This window comes from Mycobacterium sp. smrl_JER01, from assembly GCF_048513595.2.
GTDB lineage: Bacteria > Actinomycetota > Actinomycetes > Mycobacteriales > Mycobacteriaceae > Mycobacterium.
In genome coordinates, this window is record NZ_JBLXXK020000001.1 from 5,799,247 (window position 1) to 5,821,884 (window position 22,638).

Genomic DNA, 22,638 nt, shown 5'->3' on the forward strand with positions numbered 1-22,638 from the left:
CATCCCTGCGGCACACCTGGCACTGACGGAGAGAACTAGCAGTGAGTTACAACGCCGCGGACATCACCGAACTCGACGATGTCCAGCACACCCGCCTGCGGCCGGCGGTCAACCTCGGCCTGGACGTGCTCAACACCGCACTGCGCGAGCTGGTCGACAACGCGATCGAAGAGGTCGCCGACCCCGACCATGGCGGGTCCACCGTCACCATCACCCTGCACGAGGACGGGTCGGTCAGCGTCGCCGATGACGGGCGGGGCCTGCCCGTCGACTCCGATCCGGTGAACGGCAAGAACGGCATCGTCAAGACCCTGGGCACCGCGCGGGCGGGCGGCAAGTTTTCCGCACACACCGACGCGTCCAGCACCGGTGCCGGGCTCAACGGGATCGGCGCCGCGGCCGCGGTGTTCATCTCCGCCCGCACCGATGTCACGGTGCGCCGCGCCGGCAAGACCTACCTGCAGAGCTTCGGCCGCGGATACCCGGGTGTGTTCGAGGGCAGAGATTTCGACCCGGCCGCCCCGTTCACCCGCGCCGACACCCAGAAGCTGCGCGGGGTGGGCAACCGGAAACCGGACGCCCACGGCACCACCGTCCGCATCCTGTTCGACCCGGCGGTCGTTCCGGATTCCACGGTGGACATCAACGAGGTGCTGTTGCGGGCGCACGCCGCCGCGCGGATGTCACCAGGCGTGCACCTGGTCGTCGTCGACGAGGGCTGGCCGGGTGAGCAGATCCGGCCCGAGCTGGTCGAATCGTTCAGCGGCCCGTGGGGCACCGACACCCTGCTCGACCTCATGTGCGCTTCCGCGGGCACGCCTGTCCCCGGCGTGCGAGCCGTCGTGGAGGGGCGTGGCGAGTACACCACCGGCCGCGGTCCGACCCCGTTCCGCTGGTCGCTGACCGCCGGCCCCGCCGAACCCGCCACGGTCGCGGCGTTCTGCAACACCGTGCGCACCCCCGGTGGCGGGTCGCATCTGACCGCCGCGGTGAAGGGTCTGTCCGAGGCGCTGGCCGATCGCGCGTCCCGTATCCGAGACCTGGGACTGGCCAAGGGCGAAGACGGTCCGGAGGCACAGGATTTCGCTGCGGTCACCGCGCTGGCCGTAGACACCCGCGCACCCGACGTGGCGTGGGATTCGCAGGCCAAGACCGCGGTGTCGTCACGGTCCCTGAACGTGGCGATGGCTCCGGACGTGGCACGCAGCGTCAACATCTGGGCCGCCAACCCTGCCAACGCCGACACGGTGTCGCTGTGGACCAAACTGGCGCTGGAAGCCGCCCGGGCGCGGCGCAGCGCCGAAGGCGCCAAGGCCCGTTCCCGGGCGGCCTCCAAGGCCAAGGGCCTCGGAACGAACCTGTCGCTGCCACCCAAGCTGTTGCCCAGCAGGGAGTCGGGGCGCGGGTCGGGCGTCGAGCTGTTTCTCTGCGAGGGCGATTCCGCCCTGGGGACGATCAAGGCGGCCCGTGACGCCACCTTCCAGGCCGCCTTCCCGTTGAAAGGCAAGCCGCCCAACGTCTATGGATTCACCGTGAACAAGGCACGGGTGAAGGACGAATTCGACGCCATCGAGCGGATCCTGGGCTGCGGGGTGCGCGACAACTGCGATCCCGAGTCGTGCCGCTATGACCGGATCCTGTTCGCCTCCGACGCCGACCCCGACGGCGGGAACATCAACTCCAGCCTGATTTCGATGTTCCTCGACTTCTACCGGCCCCTCGTAGCGGCCGGCATGGTGTACGTCACGCTGCCACCGCTGTTCGTGGTCAAAGACGGACAGCAGCGTGTCTACTGTCAGGACGAGTCGGAGCGTGACGCCGCGGTGGCGCAGATGAAGGCCACCTCCAAGCGTAAGGTCGAAGTACAGCGCAACAAGGGTCTGGGCGAAATGGATGCCGACGACTTCTGGAACACGGTTCTGGACCCCCAGCGCCGCACGGTGATTCGGGTGAACCTCGACCACGGCGACTCGCCGTTGCATCACACTCTGTTCGGTGGGCCACCGGAGGGCCGACGAAGCTGGATGGCCGAAGTCGCCGCCCGCGTCGACACCGCATCGCTGGACCTGACCTAGGAACGACGACATGACCGCCACCCTGGACATCCCCGAGCAGAATCCCGATCTGGTGCTCGATCAGAGCGCCGACGACTACTGGAACCATTACCAGCTGACCTTCGCGCTCTACAGCGTCAGCGACCGCGCGATCCCGTCCGCATTCGACGGGCTCAAGCCGGGTCAACGGCGCCTGCTCTATCAGATGTACGACTCCCGCCTGCTGCCCGGAAACAAGCCGCAGAAGTCTTCGAAGGTCTGCTCTGCCGTGACGGGCAACCTGCACCCGCACGGCGGTGCGTCGATGTACGGGGCCGCGGCACTGATGGCCGCGGACTTCCAGCGGGTGAAAGTCATTGACGGGCAAGGCGCTTTCCCACGCATCCAGGGTGACATTCCGGCCGCCGATCGTTACACCGAGATGCGGCTGTCGGCACCGGGAGCGGCGTTGACCGCCGAGTTGGCGGACCACGCGGTGCCGATGGTGGCCACCTTCGACGGCGAGTGGATCGAACCGACCGTGTTGCCGGCCCAGTGGCCGGTGCTGCTGTGCAACGGCGCGGTGGGTATCGCCGAGGGTTGGGCCACCAAGGTGCCGGCCCACAATCCCCGCGAGATCATGGCGGCCTGCCGGGCGTTGCTCAAGACTCCGAACATGACCGACGACCGGTTGGTCAAACTGATACCGGGCCCCGATTGGGGGTGCGGGGCGACCGTGGTCGGCACCGCCGGCCTTCGCGAGTACATCACGACCGGTCGGGGCGCATTCACGGTGCGCGGCACGATCTCGGTCGACGGCAAGAACTGCGTCATCACCGAGTTGCCCCCAGGAGTCGCGAGCGGCACTGTGCAGGAGCGAATCCGGGCTCTCGTGGAGTCCGGCGAACTGGCCGGTGTCGCTGACATGTCGGACCTGACCGACCGCCGCAACGGGCTGCGCATCGTCGTCACCGCCAAACGCGGACACAGCGCGGAGACCATCCGCGAGCAACTGCTGGCCCTCACACCGCTGGAGTCGACCTTCGCCGCCAGCCTGGTCGCGCTCGACGAGAACCGGGTGCCGCGCTGGTGGTCGGTGCGCGAGCTGATCGCCGCGTTCCTGTCGCTGCGCGATTCGGTGGTGTTGCACCGCAGCCAGTATCGGCTGGAGAAGGTGACCGCGCGCCGCCATCTGGTCGCCGGGCTGATGACGATCCACCTGGACATCGACGCCGCGGTGGCGGTGATCCGCGGCTCCGACACCGTCGACGATGCCCGGCAGGGTTTGCAGGAGCGGTTCGGGATCGATGCCGAGCAGGCCGATTATGTTCTCGGACTTCAGCTTCGGCGGCTGACCAAGCTCGACGTGATCGAACTGCAGGCCGAAGCCGAAAAGTTGGACGCCGAGTTCGCCGAGCTCACCGAGCTGGTCGACAACCCCGACGCACGGCGGCTGGTGATCGACAAGGAACTCGTCGAGACCGCGAAACTGTTCAAGGGCGCCGAGTACGACCGGCGTACGGTGCTGGACGCCGATGCGACCCCGGTGACCTCCGGCGCCGGCGACGACGGACCGCGCGAGCGCAAGGTCAACCTCTCCTGGCGCCTCGACGACCGCGGTGTGTTCTCCGACAGCCACGGTGACCTGCTCACCTCCGGCCTTGGCTGGGCGGTGTGGACCGATGGCCGGGTGAAGTTCACCAACGGCGGCGGCCTGCCATTCAAGATCCGCGACATCCCTGTCGCGCCCGACATCTCCGGGCTGGTGCGGTCGGGAGTCCTTCCGTCCGGTTACCACCTGGCGCTGGTGACCCGGCGGGGGAAGGTCCTCCGCATCGACCCGGCAGCGGTGAACCCCCAGGGCGCCGCCGGTAACGGTGTCGCCGGGGTGAAGCTCGCCGACAGCGAGGACGAGGTCATCGCGGCCCTGCCGGTTTCGTGCGCGAACGGCGAAGCCATCCTGTCGGTGTCCGAGAAGAGCTGGAAGGTCACCGACGTCGCCGACATCCCGGTGAAGGGTCGCGGTGGCGCCGGCGTCGGGTTCCATCCCTTCGTCAAGGGCGAGGGCGCGCTGCTGGCGGCGTCCATCTCCGCGTCCGGGTTCGTGCGCGGCAAGAAGGCGGTGCGGGCTGAGAATCGGGCCAAGGCTTCGGTCAAAGGCTCCGGCGTGGACGTGACCCCTGCCGGCTAGAGGGTTGAACGCGGGGCTTGCGGGAATGGGATCGTCATGAGCCTCCGCTGCATGCGCGTAATTGCCGACGCCGGGGCCCGAGACCGTTGCGCCGCACGCTGATCGTCCTCACGGTCGCGGCCCTGGTGGCGTCGGGACTGCTCGGCGTGTTGTGGTCACAGCAGCGCCGGTTGATCTATTTCCCGTCGAACGATCCGCTTCCGGCGGCCTCGGCGGTGCTGTCCGGCGCGCGCGATGTGGTCATCGAGACCGAGGACGGGCTCGAGCTGGCCGCCTGGTTCCTTCCCGGTGGCGGCGGCCCCGCGGTGTTGGTGCTCGGCGGCAACGCCGGGGATCGCTCGATGCGCGCCCCGTTGGCCCACGGTCTGCATCAGATGGGTCTGTCGGTGCTTCTGGTCGACTACCGGGGCTACGGCGGCAACCCGGGTCGTCCGACCGAGGACGGATTGGCTGCCGACGCGCGCGCCGCCCAGCGCTGGTTGACCGCTCAGCCGAACGTCGACCGGGACCGAGTCGTGTACTTCGGCGAGTCGCTCGGTGGCGCGGTCGCAGTCGGGCTGGCCGTCGAACATCCGCCCGCGGCATTGGTTCTGCGTTCGCCGTTCACGTCGCTCGGTGATGTTGCGGTTGTGCACTACCCGTGGTTGCCGGTGAGCCGGCTGCTGCTCGACCGTTATCCGTCAATCGACCGGATCACCGCTCTGGCGGCCCCGCTGCTGGTGATCGCCGGTGACGCCGACGACATCGTGCCCGCGTCGTTGAGCCGCCGACTGTACGACGCAGCGCCTCAACCCAAGGAGATGTTGTCGATCCCCGGCCTCGGGCACAACGACCGGGCCATGCTCGACGGGCCGCAGCTGCTCACCGCCGTCCACCGCTTCCTGCAACACACTCCCGTCCTCGGCCCCTCTGCGTGATCGGCCGGCCGGCGCAGGAGCGCGTCGCGCTGTCATCTTCTGTTGGGCCGACGCGATGATACGTGACATGTCACGGAATAACGTGGCGTGGGACGCAGTTGTCGGCGGTGGAACCAAACGCGTTCCCCGACAACAGGAGGGCGAGATGCCTCAACTCGAAGGAAAGACAGCACTGGTCACCGGTGGCACGTCCGGCATCGGCTACGCAACGGCCCGGGCGTTCACCGAGGAAAGAGCGAAGGTGTTCATCACCGGCCGCTCCCGGCAGCGCGTCGACGACGCCGCGGCGTCTCTCGGTGACGGTGTGGTCGGCGTGGCCGGCGACGTCACCGACCTCGCTGACCTGGATCGGCTGGTCGACACCATCCGCGACGCAGGGACCGGACTCGACGTCGTCTTCGCCAATGCCGGCAGCGGCGAGTTCGTCACCCTGGAGGATGAGACGCCCGAACATCTCGCCGACATCTTCAGCCGTAACGTCGGCGGGACGGTGTTCACCGTGCAGAAGACCGTGCCGCTGCTCAACCCGGGTGCCTCGATCGTGCTGGCCGGCTCGACTGCGGCCGGTAGAGGCACCCCGGCGTTCGGCTCCTACGCCGCGACCAAGGCCGCCATTCGGTCCTTCGGCCAGACCTGGGCGGTGGAGTTGGCTGACCGCGGAGTCCGCGTCAACACCGTCGTTCCCGGCCCGATCAAAACGCCCGGCCTCCAGGATCTGCCGCCCGCCGGTGAGCTGCAGGCCTTTGTCGACGGTCTGTCAGCCAATCCCATGAAGCGGATCGGCGACCCCGCCGAGTTGGCTGCCGCGGTGGTCTTCCTCGCCTCGGACGCAAGCAGCTTCATGACCGGCTCCGAGATCTTCGTCGACGGTGGCATCAACCAGGTCTAGATCTCAGGGCATGGCAGGGTGCCCACGCGCAACAGACTTTCGTGGACGGTCGCGAGGATGTGGGCGAGGGCATCCTCGCGTTCGGGGGTCAGATCGGCGAAGAACGTTCGCCGTACCCAGTCGGCGTGAATCGGAACGGCCGCGGCGAGCAATTCCCAGCCGCTGGCCGAGAGGATGACAACCGTGCCGCGGCCGTCGGCCGCCGAAGCCGTGCGCTCGACGAGGCCGCGGCGCGTCATCCGGATCAGATGGTGTGACAGCCTGCTGCGCTCCCATCCGATCACCGTCGCCAGCGAGGTCACCTGCAACCGACGATCGGGCGCTCGTGAGAGCGCGCTGAGCACCGTGTAATCGTGGAGCGAGAGCCCACATTCGGTCCGAAGGTGGTGGTTCATCTCGTACTCGAGCCGGTGGTACACGCGCATGTAGTTCATCCAGGCACGCTGTTGCGTTGGTGTGAGCGGATATTCGCCGGGTTCGGTCATCGCGAAGCACGCCCGTAGATCGTTGACAGCGCCGACGGGCCGCCGGCCCGTGCGGGGTCGACGGTTGCGTGGGTGCGCATGATGCCCATCTAAGCAACACTCGCCATGCCTCTGAGCATCGGCGAAGGGTCGCGGCGATCCTTGCGCGCGGCGCCACCCGCCCGCAACGACTGCCAGACCGTCGATCCTGTCGAGCGGAAGAAGCCGATTAGGCTGGATGACCGGCGGGTACAGAGGAGATCCGGCCCTTTGGCCGAATCGGATCGAAGGAGACTCATGCGTCGTCGGCAGCGGTTCATTCGCGCGACCGCGGGCACAGCGATCGCGTGTGTGGCGCTGCTTGTCAGCGGTTGCGCGGCCCAGGTCTGGGGTTCCCCGCCGGACGCCGACCACCCGCAGGCCACCGGTGCCGCTCCGCAGGCGCCGGTGACGTTGCCGCAAGCTCCACCCGAACAGCCGATGGCCCCACTGGCTGGACTCGACGCCCGCCTGCAGCAGGCCACCGCCGACGCCGCGGCATCCGGGGCCGACATGGAGATCGTGGTGCTGGATCGCGACACCGGTCAGGTCTTCTCCAACGGCCAGGACACACCCTTCCCGATCGCGTCGGTGGTGAAGCTGTTCATCGCCGACGACCTGCTGATGCAGGAATCCCAGGACAAGGTGCAGCTGTCCGCCGCCGACCGCAGTTCGCTCGACCTGATGCTGCGCTCGTCCGACGACAGCGCCGCCCAGACGTTCTGGGACCGGAGCGGTCAGAACGCGGTGATCGCACGCATCGTGGCGAGGTACGGGCTGACGGGGACGACCGCGCCGTACAACGGGCACTGGGATGTCACGCAGAGCACCGCCAGCGATCTGGTCCGCTACTACGACATGCTGCTGGACGGCACCGGCGGTCTGCCGCCCGAGCAGGCGGACATCATCATCGGCAACCTCGCCCAGGCCACGCCGACGGGAACCGACGGCTATCCGCAACGGTTCGGCATCCCCGACGGGCTCAACGCGGAGCCGGTCGCGGTGAAACAGGGATGGTTCTGCTGCTGGAACGGCGGCAACCAGTTGCACGTGTCCACCGGCGTCGTCGGATCCGACCACCGCTATGTGGTGGCGATCGGCTCGCTCGATCCCACCAGCGAGACCGCCGCCCGCGAGAACATCACCCGGGCGGTCAAGACGATGTTCCCGGGCGGCCGGATCTAAACGCGCGGCGTGGCTACCTCATTCACAGCTGCCACATTGTTAACATCCGCCGGTGCGGGAGACCCCCTGGGCTACGAGCAGCAGGCACTCACGCCCCGTTTCGCGGCGTGAGGCACTGCGCTGCGCGACCGCACTGTCGGCGCTGGCGGGGGTGGGCGCCGCCGCGGCCGCAGCGCCCACCGCCTCGGCGGCCGCTCCCACTCTGATCGACTACGCCATGCGCCAGATCCCGGCCCAGGACATCCGCGCCGCCGGCCACGCCGGGGTGATCAATTACGTGTCCACCTCGCGGCCCGGGTCGAACTTCGGCGCCAAGCCGATCACCCTGCCCTACGCCAAGTCGCTGACTGCCGCCGGATTGGTCATCGTCAGCAACTACCAATACGGAAAGCCCGGTGGAACGGCGCCGTCGGACTTCACCCGTGGCTTCGCCGGCGGAGTCGCCGACGCTCGCACCGCCTGGTCGCTGCACACCGCCGCCGGCGGGGGCCGCAGCGCCCCGATCTATTTCAGCGTCGACGACGACATCGACCGCAACGCGTGGAACGAACTGGCACTGCCGTGGTTTCGCGGTATCAACTCGGTGCTCGGTGTGCAGCGAACCGGGGTCTATGGCGGGATCAACACCTGCCAGTGGGCCACCACCGACGGTGTGATCGGCAGGTCGCAGTCCCCCGGTCGCGTGTGGGCATGGCAGACCCGATCCTGGTCGCGTGGGCAGATCTTCCCCGCCGCGGTGCTTTATCAGCGCATCATCGACACCGCCTCGAATCCCGGACCGGTGGTCGGCGGGATCCGCGTCGACGTCAACGACGTCCTGGCCCAGGATTGTGGTCAGTGGAACCTGCACCCGTGAGTACGGGGCCGGTCAGCGCCGCGGCGTCGTCGTGATGTGCACGTGGTCGTAATGCCCGTAACCGGATCCCTGTGGACCGGCCGGCGTGTGGTACGTGCCGCGCCAGATCACGTCCTGTAACCCGAACCTGGCCGCGTTGGCCATCATGAACGCCAGGATCTCGTCCCCGAGCGCGATGCCCTCGGCGCTGTCGGGGTTGGGAATCATCACGTCGATCGCGAGACCGGCCGGATGCCACGGTTTCGAGTCGGGCCGCACTCCGTCGATGGTGGCGATCTGGGGAAACCGTGCGCTGATGGCCCGCGCGGCCATGATGGTGTTGGGTTGCAGCCCCACCTCGGATGCGACGCCGACCGGCAACGACTCCGGAATGTCGACGAGACCGGCCGGCGGCGGGGGTACCGCAACCGGTGGAAGGACGTCGCCGGGTGGCAGACCGGGCATCGCCGCCTCGGGGGGACCACCGGGCACCGGCGGCAGCACCGCGGCCGCGTTGTCGATCACCGCCTGCTGGTGCGGTGTCAGCACCGCGTACTGCGCCTCGGCGGCAAGTATCTGACGCTGCAGGTCGCTCCACCTGGCCTGCAGCTCCGTACGCACGGCGGCAGACTGCTCGGCCGCCGTACGGGCCTCGACGGCCGACCGCTCGGAGGCTCGGGCCGCGGCGGCCGCCCGTTCGCGGGCCGCCCGGAAGTCCTCCATCTGATCGGCCAGTGCGCCGGCCAGTGCTCGCTGCAGCGTGAGCTCATCGATCAGCTGTTGCGGGGAGGACGCGTTGAGCACGGCCGACCACTGCCCGGCGCCGCCGCCCACATAGGTCATCGCGGCCACCCGGTCGACCGCGTCCTGGAGCGGCTGCAGCCGCGCATTCGCGCCCTCCAGCTCCGTCAGATCGGCGCGGTGACGATCCTCGGCCACCTCCTGAGCGGCCTGTTTGTCCTCGGCGTCGCGTTGCGCTGCGGTGACCTCCGTGCGAGTCTGCAACGCCGTACGGGACAACTCGTCGAGCTTGGCCAGCGCATCGGCGGCCGGGTCGGCCAGCACGCCGCCCATCGACAGCGCGGCCACCAGGACCGCGGCGACAGAACCGCACACCACTCGCCGCAATGCGCGGCAGGCGGTCGTTCGGATGGTCGCGATCCTTCGCTCCGGGGACCGGTCAGGGTCCGGCTGGTGACAACTCCGAAAGGCTACGAACTGGTCCCCTCGATGTCCACTCGGCTGATGTCTCGCGGTGCCCCGGCCCGCCGAATCAACGAGAATTCACCACATGCCGACTGTCACGGCGGACAGTCGGCCGGACGGCTCGCCGCGGGAACTCCGACACCAGGGATGGTGCAGCCCGAAATGCACCGCGGAGGTGGATATGGTGGAACGCCAGTTTCGGGTGCTCGTCGGCCTCACCGCCGTCGTGTCCTCGGCCATGTACGTCCTGTCGGACCTGATCGAATGGGCGCAGGGGGGATTCTCGACTTCTCAGCTGGTGCTGACATACGCCGCAGAGGCCACATTGCCGCTGTTCGTGCTCGGCATCTACGCCGTGCAGCGGCCGCACATCGGCCGACTCGGCTTTCTCGGCGCCGCGCTGTACGCCTACACCTACATCTACTTCACCGGCACAGTCACCTACAGCCTGGTCGAACGCACCCCTGACTGGGAAGCGCTGGCGGCGCGGATGGGTGTCTGGCTGACAGTCCACGGAGCGCTCATGGTGGTCGCCGGACTCTGTCTCGGGTGGGCCGTGGCACGAGCCGGTGTGCTCCCGCGCTGGGTGGTCTACACCCTGATGGCGGGCGTGATCCTGGTCGCCGTCAGCAATGACCTGCCGGATGCCGCGCGGACCGTGGCGGCCTGCGTGCGCGCGACCGCCTTTGTGGCGATGGGCATTTCGATACTGCGAATGCGGACCTGATGGCCCGCCGGTTCTCCAGGGCGGTCTCAGGTGATGGTCAGGCCACCGTCGACCGCAAGTGTCTGACCGGTGACGAAGACGCCGGCGGCCGAGGCCAACCAGACGGCGGTCGCGGCCAGCTCGACCGGATCGCCGGTTCGCCCGAGGATCACCCGCGACATCTGCGCGTCGAGGTAGCCCGGCTTGTAGGAGTCGGTCATCTCTGATCGGAAGAAGCCCGGCGCCAGCGCATTGACACGGATTCCCTTGCGGGATCCCCACTGCTGGGCAAGGTCCCTGGTCAGTCCGATCACGGCGGCCTTGGACGCTGAGTAGGCGGCCTGTGGCAGTCCGGCGGTGGTGATGCCGAGGATGCTGGCGATGTTGATCACCGATGAACCGGGTGCCATGACTCGACCGCAAGCCTGCGCCATCCAGTAGGACCCGTTCAGGTTGATGTCGACTACGCGGCGGAACTCGTCGGGCGTCTCACGAGTAGCCGGAACGGCCGTGCCCACACCGGCGTTGTTGATCAACACGTCAACCTTGCCGAACTCAGCCATGGTCGCATCGACCAAGGCCTGACAGGAGTCGGGATCGGCGACGTCGGTCTGCACGGACAGTGCTCGGCGACCCGTGGAAGAGACCAGTTTCGCTGTGTCAGAGAGCTTCTCGGCCCGACGGGCTCCGAGCGCGACATCAGCCCCAGCTTCGGCGAACGTCTTGGCGAACGCCACCCCGAGACCGGAGGACGCACCGGTGACGATGACGACCTTGCTGTCGAGTCGAAACAGCTCCAATACACTCATCATGCTCCTCTTTCTTGTCGGCTCTGGCGTGTGTCGCAGCAGTGATTCTGCCCGCACGGGTTGTCAGGTACCCCGGCCCCTCGGCCCGGGGTCTTCCTGGAAGCTCGGCAGCTGCGCATCACTGGGCGCCTCTACGGCTGAGCGATTCCACCCCCCGGCATTGCAGGCTTTCGAATGACACGTAGTGGGTAACAAACGTCCTGTGATACACATCACGGTCGACCCACCTGCGCGCTGCATCCACGCGGGACGGGCCGCACCACCGTCGGAGGGAGTGATCGATGGCCAGGGAGGACGTCGCACGAGAGGACCTCGAGCGCAGCCCACGGGACCCCGATCTGGACGAGGAGATCGACCAGCAGTCACCGGGTGAGCGTGCCCCGGCGGAGAGGGCCTCGACGTTCCGCAGGCGTTGGCTCGGGTTCGGCGGCGGTCTGCTGCTGTCGGTGCTGGTCTACCTGGTGTTGCCCGACGACCTGGCGCACCCCGCGAAGGTGACCGCCGCCGTTGCGGTCCTCATGGGCGCGTGGTGGATGACCGAGGCGATCCCGATTCCGGCCACTGCGCTGCTGCCTCTGGTGGTCTTCCCTACGCTGGTCGAGGACGTGGGTGTCTCCGACGTGGGCGCCTACTACGGCAGCGACATCATCTTCTTGTTCATGGGCGGATTCCTCATCGCGCTCGCGATGCAGCGGTGGAATCTGCACCGACGCATCGCACTGTTGACGGTCCGGGCGATGGGAACCAGCGCGACGCGGGTGATCGCCGGCTTCATGCTCGCGACCGCATTCCTGAGCATGTGGGTCTCCAACACCGCGACCGCGGTCATGATGGTGCCGATCGGCGTCTCGGTCCTGCTGATCGCCGGAACCATCTCGCGCCCCCGGGATGAGGACATCGCAACCGACCAGGACCAGGACGCCGCCGCCGCCGAAGACGACGCCGCTACCGAAGACGCCGCCACCGAAGACGACGACGTCAAGGAACAGGTCAAGCAATCCAATTTCGGCACGGCATTGATGCTGGGCATCGCCTATGCGGCATCGGTCGGCTCCCTCGCCACCATCATCGGCACCCCGCCCAACACGTTGCTCGTCGGCTACCTGCAGGATGAGCACGACATCAGCATCGGGTTCGGTCAGTGGATGCTGCTCGGTCTGCCGGTCGCCGCCGTCCTGCTGGTGATCACCTGGCTGCTGCTGACCAAGCTCATCTTCAAGCCCGAGGTCGACGAACTCGCCGGTGGGAGAAAGCTATTCGACGACGAGTTGGCCAAACTGGGCACACCGTCCAGCGGCGAACGGCGTGTCGCGATGATCTTCGCGCTGGCAGCACTGAGCTGGATTTCACTGCCCCTGATCTGGGACGACCCGCCGATCTCCGACGCCGGAATCGCGATCGCAGCCGGGCTGCTGCTGTTCATCCTCCCCGCCGGCGCGAAATTGGGTGTGCGACTTCTCGACTGGGCCACCGCGGTCCAGCTCCCGTGGGGGGTGCTGCTGCTGTTCGGCGGCGGCTTGGCGTTGTCATCACAATTCAGCTCCTCCGGCCTGACCGAGTGGATCGGCACCCAGGCCCAGACCCTGCGCGGGCTGGCGATCCTGCTGCTGGTCGCGCTGATCACGGCCGGGGTCATCTTCCTGACCGAGCTGACCAGTAACACCGCGACCGCGGCGACGTTCCTCCCGGTGATCGGCGGGGTGGCGATGGGAATCGGTCAGGATCCGCTACTGCTGACCATCCCCGTCGCCCTCGCGGCGACGTCGGCGTTCATGCTGCCGGTGGCGACCCCGCCCAATGCGATCGTCTTCGGCACCGGGTACGTCAACATCGGCAGTATGGTCAAAGGCGGTATCTGGCTCAATCTCATCGCGATCGTGATTATCAGCGTGGCCTCCACCACGCTGGCGGTGTGGGTGTTCGACATCGCGATGTGACTCGGGGGCCCGGTCTCCCGAGCACCGGGTTGGGACTGCGATGAGGCCGTGGAAGTTCGGGTAGACCCCGCCGCTATTGCAGTCTCAACGGTCCCTCCACCTTTCGCCGGAGACAGGAGCATGCATGCGCATCGCCGCGCAGTTCGGCCCACATCAGCCGCAGCACCGTGACCAGGCGGTGGTCCTGGATGACTGACGAGCCGGCGATCGCGCCGCCCGGTTGGGTGTCGGCGGCAATCCACACCTACCTGCGGGTGTATCACCGGCACGAGATTCACATCGACGCTCCGGTACCGGACAGGCCGGTATTGTTCGTGTGCAATCACGGCTTCGGTGGGGTCATCGATCTCAATGTCGGAGCCTTCGTCGCGGCACGCCAAGCCGCGGGAATCACGCGACCTACCACCGCGATGGTGCATCAGATCGCGTGGACGCTCGGCGCTGGGGCGCTGGTCGAACGAGTTGGCGGGACGCCGGGCAGCCGCGCCGCCGCCGACTCAGCATTCGAAGCTGGTCACAATGTCCTCGTCTTCCCAGGGGGTGACGTGGATGCCGGAAAGTCGTGGCGCGACCGCAACACGATCACGTTTCACGGCACCGGTTTCGCGCGTTTAGCACAGGCTCACGGAGTTCCGATCGTGCCGGTGGTGACCGCCGGAGCAGGGGAATCGCTTCTGGTGCTCAGCGACGGTCAGTCTGCCGCCCGTGCGCTCCGATTGCCGAAACTGCTGCGGATAAAATCCCTTCCGCTCAGCGTCTCGATTCCATGGGGTCTGAACTTCGGCGTCGTCGGCCTGCTGCCCTATCTGCCACTACCCACCAAGCTCGTCACCGCGGTCATGCCCGAGATGACATCGTGTGCGGCTGAATCAGCCGAGGACTTCGCTGAGCGCGTTCGGTCGGCCATGCAGGGGCGACTCGATGCCCTCACCGCGCGGCGCACACCGCTCATCGGCTGAACGAAAGGGTGAGGCCCCGACCGCGGGAGCCGGTGCGATGGGGCGATTCGGACCCAGTGCGACCACCGGAACAGCGTCGTTACACAGCGGCGAAGAGCCGTACCGGCAGACGGGCGTGGCGGTGGATGATGTTGTTGACAGCCCAGGTCGGCTCGGCGGCGATCTCGATGCGATCGACGCGATCGATGAGGGCCTTGAGCAGCGCGCTGGTCTCCAGTCGTGCCAGCCCTTGGCCGGCGCAGGCGTGGGCGCCGTTGCCGAACCCGACGTGACGTCCCGCGTCGTTTCGGATGTCGAAGACATCAGGGTTATCCCATTCGCGCTCATCGCGGTTGGCCGAAGCGTACAGCACCAGCACTCGGGCACCAGCGGCGATCGGAACGCCGGCAATATCGGTGCTGTGCAGCGCCTTTCGGGTGAAGGCCCGCAACGGTGACTCGTAGCGGACGACTTCGTTGACCGCGTTGGGCAGCAGCGCGGGGTCAGCTTTGAGCAACGCCCACTGCTCGGGGTGGGTGGCGAACAGATAGATCGCACTGGAGATGGCGCTGATCGTGGTATCCAGGGACGGGCCGATGTAGTCGATCAGCAGCGGCGGTACCTCCTCGACCGACAGGGTGCCCTCGTCGACCGCGCTGAGCAGTTCATGAGCCATGCTGCCGGGCAGTACGTTGCGTTCGCGCACGACGCGCCGGGCGAAGCGCAGCATGTGCACACTGCGCGGTACGGCTTTGAGGGCTTGCACGTTCGGCGGTCCGAGGATATCGAATGTGGCTGCGGCCCAGGAGAGTAGATGTTCACGTTGGTCGGTGGGCCATCCCACCAGGTCGGGTACGAGGGCCAACGGAAGCGCGGTGGCGAGGTCGGTCACCGCATCGACACTGCCTCGTTCGACAGCACTGTCGACGATCGACCGGGCCCGGGCGTCGACGTCGTCACCGAGCGTGCGCATCGCGCGGGGCATCAGGCGGTGGGCGACCAGTTTGCGGCGCCGGTCATGGTCGGCGCCGTCGCTGTTGAGGGTGGTGCCGCGCGAGAGCCGGTTGGTCAGCGGGTTGGCCGCGACGCCGTGCCCGGACAAGAACAGGCCGTCGTCGCGCAGGGTGGCCTTGCATTCGGCGTAACGCGGCAGTGCGTAGAGGCGGTGGCGGGGCAACCACACCACCGCACCCAGGTCGCGTAAGGCACGGTAGTGCGGATAGGGGTCGAGAATCGCTGAGCGGGTGTAGATGTCGGGTCGGTAGACCGTCACATCCGAGGGGCGACGATACACGCGGATAGTTCCTATTCGTGGTAGGCGACGTCGGCGCGTGGCGAGGTCGGCGGGGGGCCCGGCTGATGGTCGAGCACGAACACCGGGACAGCGCGGCACACTTTGTCGAGGTCGCGGCCGGCGATCATGACGGTCCGGTCGGGCCGCACCACTGCGGACTTCACGTGATGGCGGTTCAGCCACCGGGCCAGCTCAGACCCGGCGGGGGCGTGGATCGTACGGGCGCCACGCGCCGCCACCACGCTCTGCTGCGCCGGGGTCAGCTCGACCGTGGTGATGACGCCGAATCCTGCGCCCAAGGTGTCATCGACGCGACCACCGTTGCCGAGTAACGCGTTCGGGCACAATCGGCCCGTGATGCGACGGGTGATCAGTGTGCGCCGCACCAGCGCTGAGGACCGCAGCGGCGGGGTCTGCGAATCGGTGACCTTCGCCCGTAGCCCCGGGACCAGGTGCAGGCGGGGCACCACTGTTGCGCGCGCGGCCGTGCCGAGGCGACCGCCGGCGGTCATCGCACGTCCGATATTGAGCGCAAGGGCGATCATGGCGCGGGCGTGTGGTCGGCGTTCGGCTTCATAGCTGTCCAGCGCGCTGGGTGCGAGGCCGCGGTGGTGCACGGCGGCGATCTTCCAGGCCAGGTTCATCGCATCGCGCAGTCCGGCCCCCAACCCCTGGCCGATGAACGGCGGGGTCAGATGGGCGGCGTCGCCGAGGAGGAAGATATTGCCACGGCGCCAGCGGTCGGCGATCTGGGCGCGGAAGGTGTATTCGGCGACCCGCATCACGCATAGTTCGGCGTCGTCGACGTGTGAAGTCCAGGGGGCGATCAACGGACGCAGGGCAGTCAGGTTCGGGTAGTCGTCGACGGACTCTCCGTCGAGCAGGGCGAATTCCCAGCGGTATCGGGTGGGGCCGATCCGCATGTAAGTGCCCGCTCTTTGTCCGTCGCAGACCTGATGCACGCCCTCCCACTGCTGCAGATCTGCGGTGGTGGTGATGTCGACGACCAGCCAGCGCTGGTCGAACTTCAGGTTGCGCATCGACGAGCCGATGGAGCTGCGCACCACGCTGTTGGCGCCGTCGCACCCCAGCACGAAATCGGCGGAGATCATCGACTCCTGGTCGTCGAGGCGGTCGCGCAGACGCAGGCGCAGTGCACCGGTCGCGGTGTCTGACAGGACGTCGAGGACCTCGGCGTCACCACGGAACCGGGCGCTCGGATAGCGGGTGAGGTTACCGCGCAGCAACTCCTCCAGTTCGGGTTGCTCGAACATACTCGCAGCCGGAAATCCGTTGTGGGTCACTGCGGTATCGCGCCGAAACTCGGCCAGTACCGACAGATTCCGATCGACCAGACGTAGCCCCATGGCTGGGCGGGAGATCGCGGCGAAGTCTTCGGCGACGCCGAGTCTGGCCAGGACGCGGTAGACCTCGTCGTCGAGGTGCACCGCGCGCGGCTGCGGATAGACCTGGGGCCACCGGTCCAGCACCAACGTCTGTACGCCGTACTGGGCCAGCAGGGTCGCCGCGGTGATCCCGGTGGGGCCGCCGCCCACGATGACCACCGGGACGTGCTCGGTGGGCAGGTCGGCCGCGGCGTGCGTCATCGCTGGTCGATCTCCCGGGTCACCGGGAAGGCCTTCGCCGGCCGTTCCACGGCAACGCGGTCGGCGGCGTCGTCGTCCGGTGATTGCGCTGCGGGCCAGAGCAAGTCGTCACTCATGCGTGCCGCACCGCCAACCGCTGCGCACCGAGATCGATGGCGCCGTCGTCGGTGGCGATCGATGCTTCCACGACGTCGCCGTGCTGCAGGTACTTCGGATTCTTGGCCTGCCGGGAGAAGAAGGCCTTCCACTTGACCGCCGGAGGCAGCAGGTTGCCGATCATCTCGATCGGCTTGGGTGGAGCGGTTAGCGCGGTGCCCGCGGGGGTGCCGGTGAGGATCAGGTCGCCGGCCGCCAGGTCTTGAAAGCGGGTCAGCGACTGCAGCGCCTGCAGCGGCCGGTAGAGCATGTCCCCGTCGACGATGGAGTTCTGGCGTTCCTGGCCACTGACACTGAGCCGCAGGCGCAGGTCGCCGAAGCGCGCCAGCTCCGCGGGCTCCAGCAGCACCAGCGCGGGCCCCACCGGGGTGAAGGTCGGATACGACTTGGCTTCGTAGAACTGCGTCTGCGGCAACTGGATGTCGCGCGCGGAGACGTCATTGGTGATGGTCAAGCCGGCGATGTAGTCCGCCAGATTCGCATCGGTGATGGCGGTGCCCACCGGGATGTCGCGGCCGATCACGAGTCCGATCTCGACTTCGTAGTCCAGCAGGCCCACATGCGACGGCCGAACGATCTCACCGAATGGCCCGGTGATCGACGCCGACGACTTACGGAAGAAGGTGAGCGGCACCGTCTTCGGATCCATGCCCGAATCCTTGACGTGTGACTCGAAGTTGGTCATCTGCGCGATGACACGACACGGGGCCGTCACCGGTGACAGCAGTTCGAGCTCGTCGATGGCGACGGTGCCGCCTTCGGCGGCGGCAGCATCGATGGCGGGCCGGGCCTCCAACAGTTGACGGGTGCTGGTCGCTGTGGTGGCGATACGGGCGGCTCCAGTGGGGGTCTGGACCCACCAGCCGGCAGCGGTGCGAAGGACGGAGAGTGTCATGACGTGGCTACTTTCAGCAGTCCGATGAGGCGGTGGAAATCGAATTCGTTGTCGCCGCGCAAGGCGGCGAGCATCGAGGTCACTTGATGGCGGGCGGCACGCGGGCTGGTGTCGAGGAAGTCGTTGGTCGCCGGTGGACCCCATTGCGCCAGGCCGGATGCGGTGAACGGAGCCCAGCCGGGTTCGAGGGTGCTGTCGAACATGTCGCCGTCGGTGAAGTGTTCGACGAGGAAGCCGTCGGGGTCGCGCCAGTAGTCGAAGAGTTGGCTGCCCTGAATGTGACGGCCGATCCCCCAGGAGCGGAAGTACCCACGATCCCGCAGGTATTCGCCGCCGGCGGCCAGCGCGTCGAGATCGCCGACCTCATAGGCCGAGTGCACATAGCGGTTTGCCGGGCCCAGCGCCAAGGCCAGCGTGTGGTGATCGGCCGGCGTCGCGCCGCGGTCGCAGCGGATGAAACTCATCGCCGGTCCGCGCTCGCGCTGACCGGGGAAGAACAGGAAGTCGCTGACGATCATCCCGAACGTGTCGAGATACCAGTTGAGTGTCTTGAGATAGGTCGTGGATTGCAGTACCACGTGCCCGAGTCGCTGGATCCGGGCGGGGACCCGCGGCGGACGGACGGTGGCGTTGATACGCGCGTCGTCGGGTCCGGTGTTGACCACCTGCGCGGCCTGCGCGGGTTGGGCGGGAAGATCATGCAGGCCGGCGACGACTTTGACCGCGATGCCACTGGGATCGGTCAACTGCACGGCCACACCACCGAGGGATTCCGGCAGCGGGTGCATCGGCGCCCCGGTCTTGTCGGCCAGGCGCAGTACGTCGATGTCGTCGGCGGCGCGCAAGGCCAGTCCGGCGAAGCGGGTGTTGTTGCCGCGCCGCAGCAGCACACAGGGCGCTCCCGCATTGGTGCCGCGCAGGTGCAGCTGCTCGGGCTGACGCAGGGCCACGCCGAACCCGAACGCGCGAGCGAAGGCCTCCGCGCGCATCAGGTCGGGCTTGTCGAACTCCACCCAGGCGATATCGGCCACCCGAATCAGCGGATCGCGGGATCGGCCCGAGTGCTCCCCGCGGAGTGCGCCGCGTTCGCTGTGTAAGTCCTTGTGTCCGTCGGTCACCGGTGTCACCGCGTGCGCCACCTCAGCCTCCTCCACATCGAATTGAGGAAATCGTCACATACGTGGAATCGCTCAGTCAAGGCTTCTGACGAAATCCTCAGGACTGGAGTTCGCTGATATTCTCTGCGACATGGACGTGCCCGATCGCGACGCAGCTGTATCGCCGCACCCCACGGTCAACCGCCTGGAGCGGCGCAAAATGCGTACCCGCAATGCTCTGGTGCGGGCGGCCCAGGGCTTCATCGCCCAAGGCAAACTCGCCGTCCCCATTCTTGAGATCACCCAGGCAGCCGACGTGGGAATGGGATCGTTCTACAACCACTTCTCCAGCAAGGAGGAGTTGTTCGAGGCCGCGGTCACCGACGCCCTCGACGACCTCGGCGCCCTCCTCGACGCCTTCACCGAATCGGTATCCGATCCTGCCGAGGCCTTCGCCACCAACTACCGACTGACCGGGCGCCTGATGCGCTACCGCCCACAGGAAGCCGCGCTGCTACTTGCCCACGCCAACTCGCTCATCATGTCCGACCGAGGCCTGGCGCCGCGGGCACTGCGCGACATCGCCGCGGCAATCGAGCAAGGCCGCTTCACGATCACCGACCCCGAACTCGGTTTGGCCATCGCCGGCGGCATGCTCGTCGGTCTCACCACGCTGCTGCGCGAGCGACCTCACCACGACGCCGTAGCCACCGTCGACGAAGTGACCGAGCGCCTGCTGCGCACCCTCGGCATGACGCCGAAACAGGCCAGGACGCTGTGCCAGAAGCCGCTGCCCGACATTTCGGCACTGCAGGATTCACCGGCCGAATGGCCGACTCCCGTGGCCGCGGACGCCACGCCGTCCTGAAGCTGGTCGTCAGTGCTGACGTGGCCTGTGGTCACCCTGCTGCAGTCGATCTCGATGACGACGGCATCGCCATCCTGCGCGCAACCGATCCACGTGCCGGCAACGTCGCGGATCTCCTGAGGACCCTTCACATCGACCTTTTCACGGCGGCACACCGCCACCCAGGACGTGTCATTTTCCTCTCGAATATTGGCAATGCCGCCACTGGAAGATAGGGATCCAACCCGCGACACTGAGAGAGCGGCCCGTCCCGGCACGTCGCGCACCCGCAACCACGATCACCCGCAAGGACAATGAGGACCACCGATATGACCGACTCGATGAAAGCAATTGTGCTCAGCCGTTTTGGAGGGGCCGATGCTTTCGAGCTGCGCGAGGTCCCCATACCGCGCGTCGGACCCCGCCAGGTCAGGGTGCGTGTCCACGCGACCGCGATCAACCCGCTCGACTATCAGATCCGGCGCGGAGACTATGCGGATTATGTGCCGCTGCCGGCGATCATCGGGCACGACGTCTCCGGCGTGATCGAAGAAGTCGGATCCGACGTGACCGAGTTCCGCGCCGGCGATGACGTGTACTACACGCCCCAGATCTTCGGCGGCCCCGGCTCCTACGCCGAGCACCACGTCGCCGGCGTGGATCTCGTCGCCCGGAAGCCGGAGAACCTCAGTCACCTGGAGGCGGCAAGCCTGACACTCGTCGGCGGAACGGTCTGGGAGTCCCTGGTGACGCGAGCGCAGCTCACCGTGGGAGAGACGATCCTCATCCATGCCGGCGCGGGAGGTACCGGCACGATCGCGATCCAGGTCGCGAAGGCGATCGGTGCGCGGGTGCTCACCACGGCAAAAGCAGCCGACCATGAATTCGTGCGCTCGCTCGGAGCGCATGCGGCGATCGACTACAACTCGACGGACTACGTCGATGCCGTGGCCGAGATCACGCAGGGCAAAGGGGTCGATGTCGTCTTCGACACGATCGGTGGCGACACCCTCACCCGCAGCCCGCTGACACTCGCCGACTCCGGACGCGTCGTCAGCATCGTCGACATCGCGCAGCCGCAGAACCTCATCGAGGCATGGGGGCGCAACGCCACCTATCACTTCGTCTTCACCCGACAGAATCAAGCGAAGCTGGACTCACTCACCTCACTGGTCGAGCGCGGCCTGGTGAAGCCGGTGATCGGCGCGACTCTTCCGCTCGCTCGGATGGGCGAGGCTCATGAACTCCTGGAGAATCGCCGGTCGTATGCGATGCACGGCAAGGTCGCGATCGATGTGGCGGGCGAAACCGTCTCGCTGCCCCCGCAGATCTCGTAGCGGAACGCTAGCCCCGGCCGGAGAAGGTGGCGCGGTACTCCGAGGGCGACACATCGAGGAGCCGGCGGAAATGCAGTCGCAAGTTCGACCCGGTTCCCAGACCGACCTGTTCGGCGATGCGATCCACCGACAGCCTGGTGTTCTCCAAGAGTTCGCGGGCGGTGTCGACCCGCGCCCGCAGGATCCACTGCAGTGGCGTGCTACCGGTCTCTTCGGCGAAACGACGCAGGAAGGTGCGGGGGGACATCCGTGCGTGGGCGGCGAGCCCGGCGATCGTGAGCTGCTGGTCGAGCCGCGTCATGGCCCATTCGCGCGTCGCGGCGAGGGTTTCGCCCCGGGCCACCGAGCTCGTCTTGGGCAGGTACTGGGCCTGGCCACCGGCGCGGTAGGGCGCGGTGACGAGTCCTCGTGCGATCTCGTTGGCCGCACTCACGCCGAGGTCACACCGAACGATGTGCAGGCACAGATCGAGACCGGCGGCGGCGCCCGCCGAGGTGAGAATGGATCCCTCGTCGATGAACAACACGTTCGGCTCGACCGTGATCAGCGGATGCCGCGCCGCGAGCTTCTCTGCCGCATCCCAATGCGTCGTCGCCCGCAGGCCGTCGAGCAGGCCGGCTTCGGCAAGGGCGAAGGCGCCATAGCAGATTGAGGCGATGCGCGTCCCGCGGGATGCAGCGCTCCTGAGCGCTTCGCACACCTCCATCGGTATCGGCCGCCCCGCCGGGGCGTAGCCCGGGACGATGATCGTGTCCGCGTCGACCAACGCGTCGAGGCCCCGCGGGACCGCGTAGCCGAAGGTTCCGTGGGACGGCACCATTCCGGCGGTGACCCCGCAGACCGACACCTCGTAGTTGAACCCCGTCTCCGGATGGAACACTTCCGCCGCAATTCCGACGTCAAGTGGAAGCGCCCCGTCGAGCACGAGGAGCACCACCCGATGTGGTCGCTGCATCATGCGACTCCGATCCGGTCGTCACACGCCGACCGCGTCACCATCCTCGCACGTATGCGCATTACTGCCATCTGTGTGCCGGTGTCGGGGACGGCGCCGCGGCGCAGGGCTCACGCCAGTCGGTGGTCAGGGTGGGAGTGTCCCACCCTGTTTCCACTTCCGCGCCCCGGCCAATAGTGGGTGACGGGATACCGACTCCTGCCGTATCCCGCACCGACACAGCGGTTCTCACCATGGCGGTCTTCACGGTCCTCCCGCCCGATGCCCAGCACCCGAGAGTATGCGGCGGCCTGCGCGGTCT

At 67.4% G+C, this 22,638-nt stretch carries 19 protein-coding genes; 11 read left to right on the forward strand and 8 right to left on the reverse strand.

Annotated elements, in window-relative coordinates:
- Positions 1–41 precede the first annotated feature (41 nt).
- From ACNUDN_RS27395 to ACNUDN_RS27410, 4 genes are all read left to right on the forward strand, one after another.
- Positions 42–2,075, forward strand: a complete 2,034-nt coding sequence (locus ACNUDN_RS27395; protein ID WP_419124823.1) for a toprim domain-containing protein — start codon at positions 42–44, stop codon at positions 2,073–2,075.
- Positions 2,076–2,085: 10 nt separating this feature from the next.
- Positions 2,086–4,224, forward strand: a complete 2,139-nt coding sequence (locus ACNUDN_RS27400) for a DNA gyrase subunit A (RefSeq protein WP_419124824.1) — start codon at positions 2,086–2,088, stop codon at positions 4,222–4,224.
- Positions 4,225–4,310: 86 nt separating this feature from the next.
- Positions 4,311–5,141 carry an alpha/beta hydrolase gene (locus ACNUDN_RS27405; protein ID WP_419124825.1) on the forward strand — a complete coding sequence of 277 codons (831 nt, stop codon included), beginning with the start codon at positions 4,311–4,313 and terminating at the stop codon, positions 5,139–5,141.
- Between the two features lie 145 nt (positions 5,142–5,286).
- Complete coding sequence (locus ACNUDN_RS27410; RefSeq protein WP_419125338.1) at positions 5,287–6,030, forward strand: SDR family NAD(P)-dependent oxidoreductase; 744 nt, start codon at positions 5,287–5,289, stop codon at positions 6,028–6,030.
- Here ACNUDN_RS27410 and ACNUDN_RS27415 read toward each other — a convergent pair.
- Positions 6,027–6,464 carry a MarR family winged helix-turn-helix transcriptional regulator gene (locus tag ACNUDN_RS27415; protein ID WP_419124826.1) on the reverse strand — a complete coding sequence of 146 codons (438 nt, stop codon included), beginning with the start codon at positions 6,462–6,464 and terminating at the stop codon, positions 6,027–6,029. The genes ACNUDN_RS27410 and ACNUDN_RS27415 overlap by 4 nt on opposite strands.
- Before the next feature lie 327 nt (positions 6,465–6,791).
- Here ACNUDN_RS27415 and ACNUDN_RS27420 point away from each other — a divergent pair, with 327 nt between their 5' ends.
- A complete protein-coding gene (locus ACNUDN_RS27420; RefSeq protein WP_419124827.1) occupies positions 6,792–7,718 on the forward strand; it encodes a serine hydrolase in 927 nt (308 codons plus the stop codon).
- Between the two features lie 52 nt (positions 7,719–7,770).
- A complete protein-coding gene (locus ACNUDN_RS27425) occupies positions 7,771–8,574 on the forward strand; it encodes a DUF1906 domain-containing protein (RefSeq protein ID WP_419124828.1) in 804 nt (267 codons plus the stop codon).
- A gap of 12 nt (positions 8,575–8,586) precedes the next feature.
- On the opposite strand, the gene ACNUDN_RS27430 is transcribed toward ACNUDN_RS27425, so the two are convergent.
- On the reverse strand, positions 8,587–9,627 hold the full coding sequence (locus ACNUDN_RS27430; RefSeq protein ID WP_419125339.1) for a coiled-coil domain-containing protein: 1,041 nt from the start codon (positions 9,625–9,627) through the stop codon (positions 8,587–8,589).
- 217 nt (positions 9,628–9,844) lie between these two features.
- Between ACNUDN_RS27430 and ACNUDN_RS27435 the strand changes: the two genes are divergently transcribed.
- A complete protein-coding gene (locus ACNUDN_RS27435) occupies positions 9,845–10,486 on the forward strand; it encodes a hypothetical protein (RefSeq protein ID WP_498450171.1) in 642 nt (213 codons plus the stop codon).
- A 26-nt stretch (positions 10,487–10,512) separates the two neighbouring features.
- Here ACNUDN_RS27435 and ACNUDN_RS27440 read toward each other — a convergent pair whose 3' ends face one another.
- Positions 10,513–11,274 carry an SDR family NAD(P)-dependent oxidoreductase gene (locus ACNUDN_RS27440; RefSeq protein ID WP_419124830.1) on the reverse strand — a complete coding sequence of 254 codons (762 nt, stop codon included), beginning with the start codon at positions 11,272–11,274 and terminating at the stop codon, positions 10,513–10,515.
- A gap of 281 nt (positions 11,275–11,555) precedes the next feature.
- Here ACNUDN_RS27440 and ACNUDN_RS27445 point away from each other — a divergent pair, with 281 nt between their 5' ends.
- Together ACNUDN_RS27445 and ACNUDN_RS27450 are read left to right on the forward strand one after the other, a co-directional pair.
- Positions 11,556–13,211, forward strand: a complete 1,656-nt coding sequence (locus ACNUDN_RS27445; protein WP_419124831.1) for an SLC13 family permease — start codon at positions 11,556–11,558, stop codon at positions 13,209–13,211.
- 188 nt (positions 13,212–13,399) lie between these two features.
- Positions 13,400–14,170 carry a 1-acyl-sn-glycerol-3-phosphate acyltransferase gene (locus ACNUDN_RS27450; protein WP_419124832.1) on the forward strand — a complete coding sequence of 257 codons (771 nt, stop codon included), beginning with the start codon at positions 13,400–13,402 and terminating at the stop codon, positions 14,168–14,170.
- Between the two features lie 79 nt (positions 14,171–14,249).
- On the opposite strand, the gene ACNUDN_RS27455 is transcribed toward ACNUDN_RS27450, so the two are convergent.
- The 4 genes from ACNUDN_RS27455 to ACNUDN_RS27470 all read right to left on the reverse strand — a co-directional run bounded on the left by ACNUDN_RS27455 (position 14,250) and on the right by ACNUDN_RS27470 (position 19,240).
- Positions 14,250–15,422: a cytochrome P450 gene (locus ACNUDN_RS27455; protein ID WP_419124833.1), complete on the reverse strand. Its 1,173-nt coding sequence runs from the start codon at positions 15,420–15,422 to the stop codon at positions 14,250–14,252.
- 32 nt (positions 15,423–15,454) lie between these two features.
- Positions 15,455–17,050, reverse strand: coding sequence for a bifunctional 3-(3-hydroxy-phenyl)propionate/3-hydroxycinnamic acid hydroxylase MhpA (mhpA, locus tag ACNUDN_RS27460; RefSeq protein ID WP_419124834.1), 1,596 nt, complete (start codon positions 17,048–17,050; stop codon positions 15,455–15,457).
- Positions 17,051–17,162: 112 nt separating this feature from the next.
- Complete coding sequence (locus ACNUDN_RS27465) at positions 17,163–18,101, reverse strand: fumarylacetoacetate hydrolase family protein (protein WP_419124835.1); 939 nt, start codon at positions 18,099–18,101, stop codon at positions 17,163–17,165.
- Entirely contained in the window at positions 18,098–19,240 is a 1,143-nt protein-coding gene (locus ACNUDN_RS27470) for a VOC family protein (RefSeq protein WP_419124836.1), read from the reverse strand. Before ACNUDN_RS27470 ends, ACNUDN_RS27465 begins: the two co-directional genes overlap by 4 nt.
- A gap of 109 nt (positions 19,241–19,349) precedes the next feature.
- On the opposite strand from ACNUDN_RS27470, the gene ACNUDN_RS27475 reads away from it, so the two are divergent.
- Both ACNUDN_RS27475 and ACNUDN_RS27480 read left to right on the forward strand, forming a co-directional pair.
- On the forward strand, positions 19,350–20,066 hold the full coding sequence (locus ACNUDN_RS27475) for a TetR/AcrR family transcriptional regulator (protein ID WP_419124837.1): 717 nt from the start codon (positions 19,350–19,352) through the stop codon (positions 20,064–20,066).
- Between the two features lie 308 nt (positions 20,067–20,374).
- Positions 20,375–21,382: a zinc-dependent alcohol dehydrogenase family protein gene (locus tag ACNUDN_RS27480; RefSeq protein ID WP_419124838.1), complete on the forward strand. Its 1,008-nt coding sequence runs from the start codon at positions 20,375–20,377 to the stop codon at positions 21,380–21,382.
- A gap of 7 nt (positions 21,383–21,389) precedes the next feature.
- On the opposite strand, the gene ACNUDN_RS27485 is transcribed toward ACNUDN_RS27480, so the two are convergent.
- Entirely contained in the window at positions 21,390–22,337 is a 948-nt protein-coding gene (locus ACNUDN_RS27485) for a GlxA family transcriptional regulator (protein ID WP_419124839.1), read from the reverse strand.
- Positions 22,338–22,638: the final 301 nt, after the last annotated feature.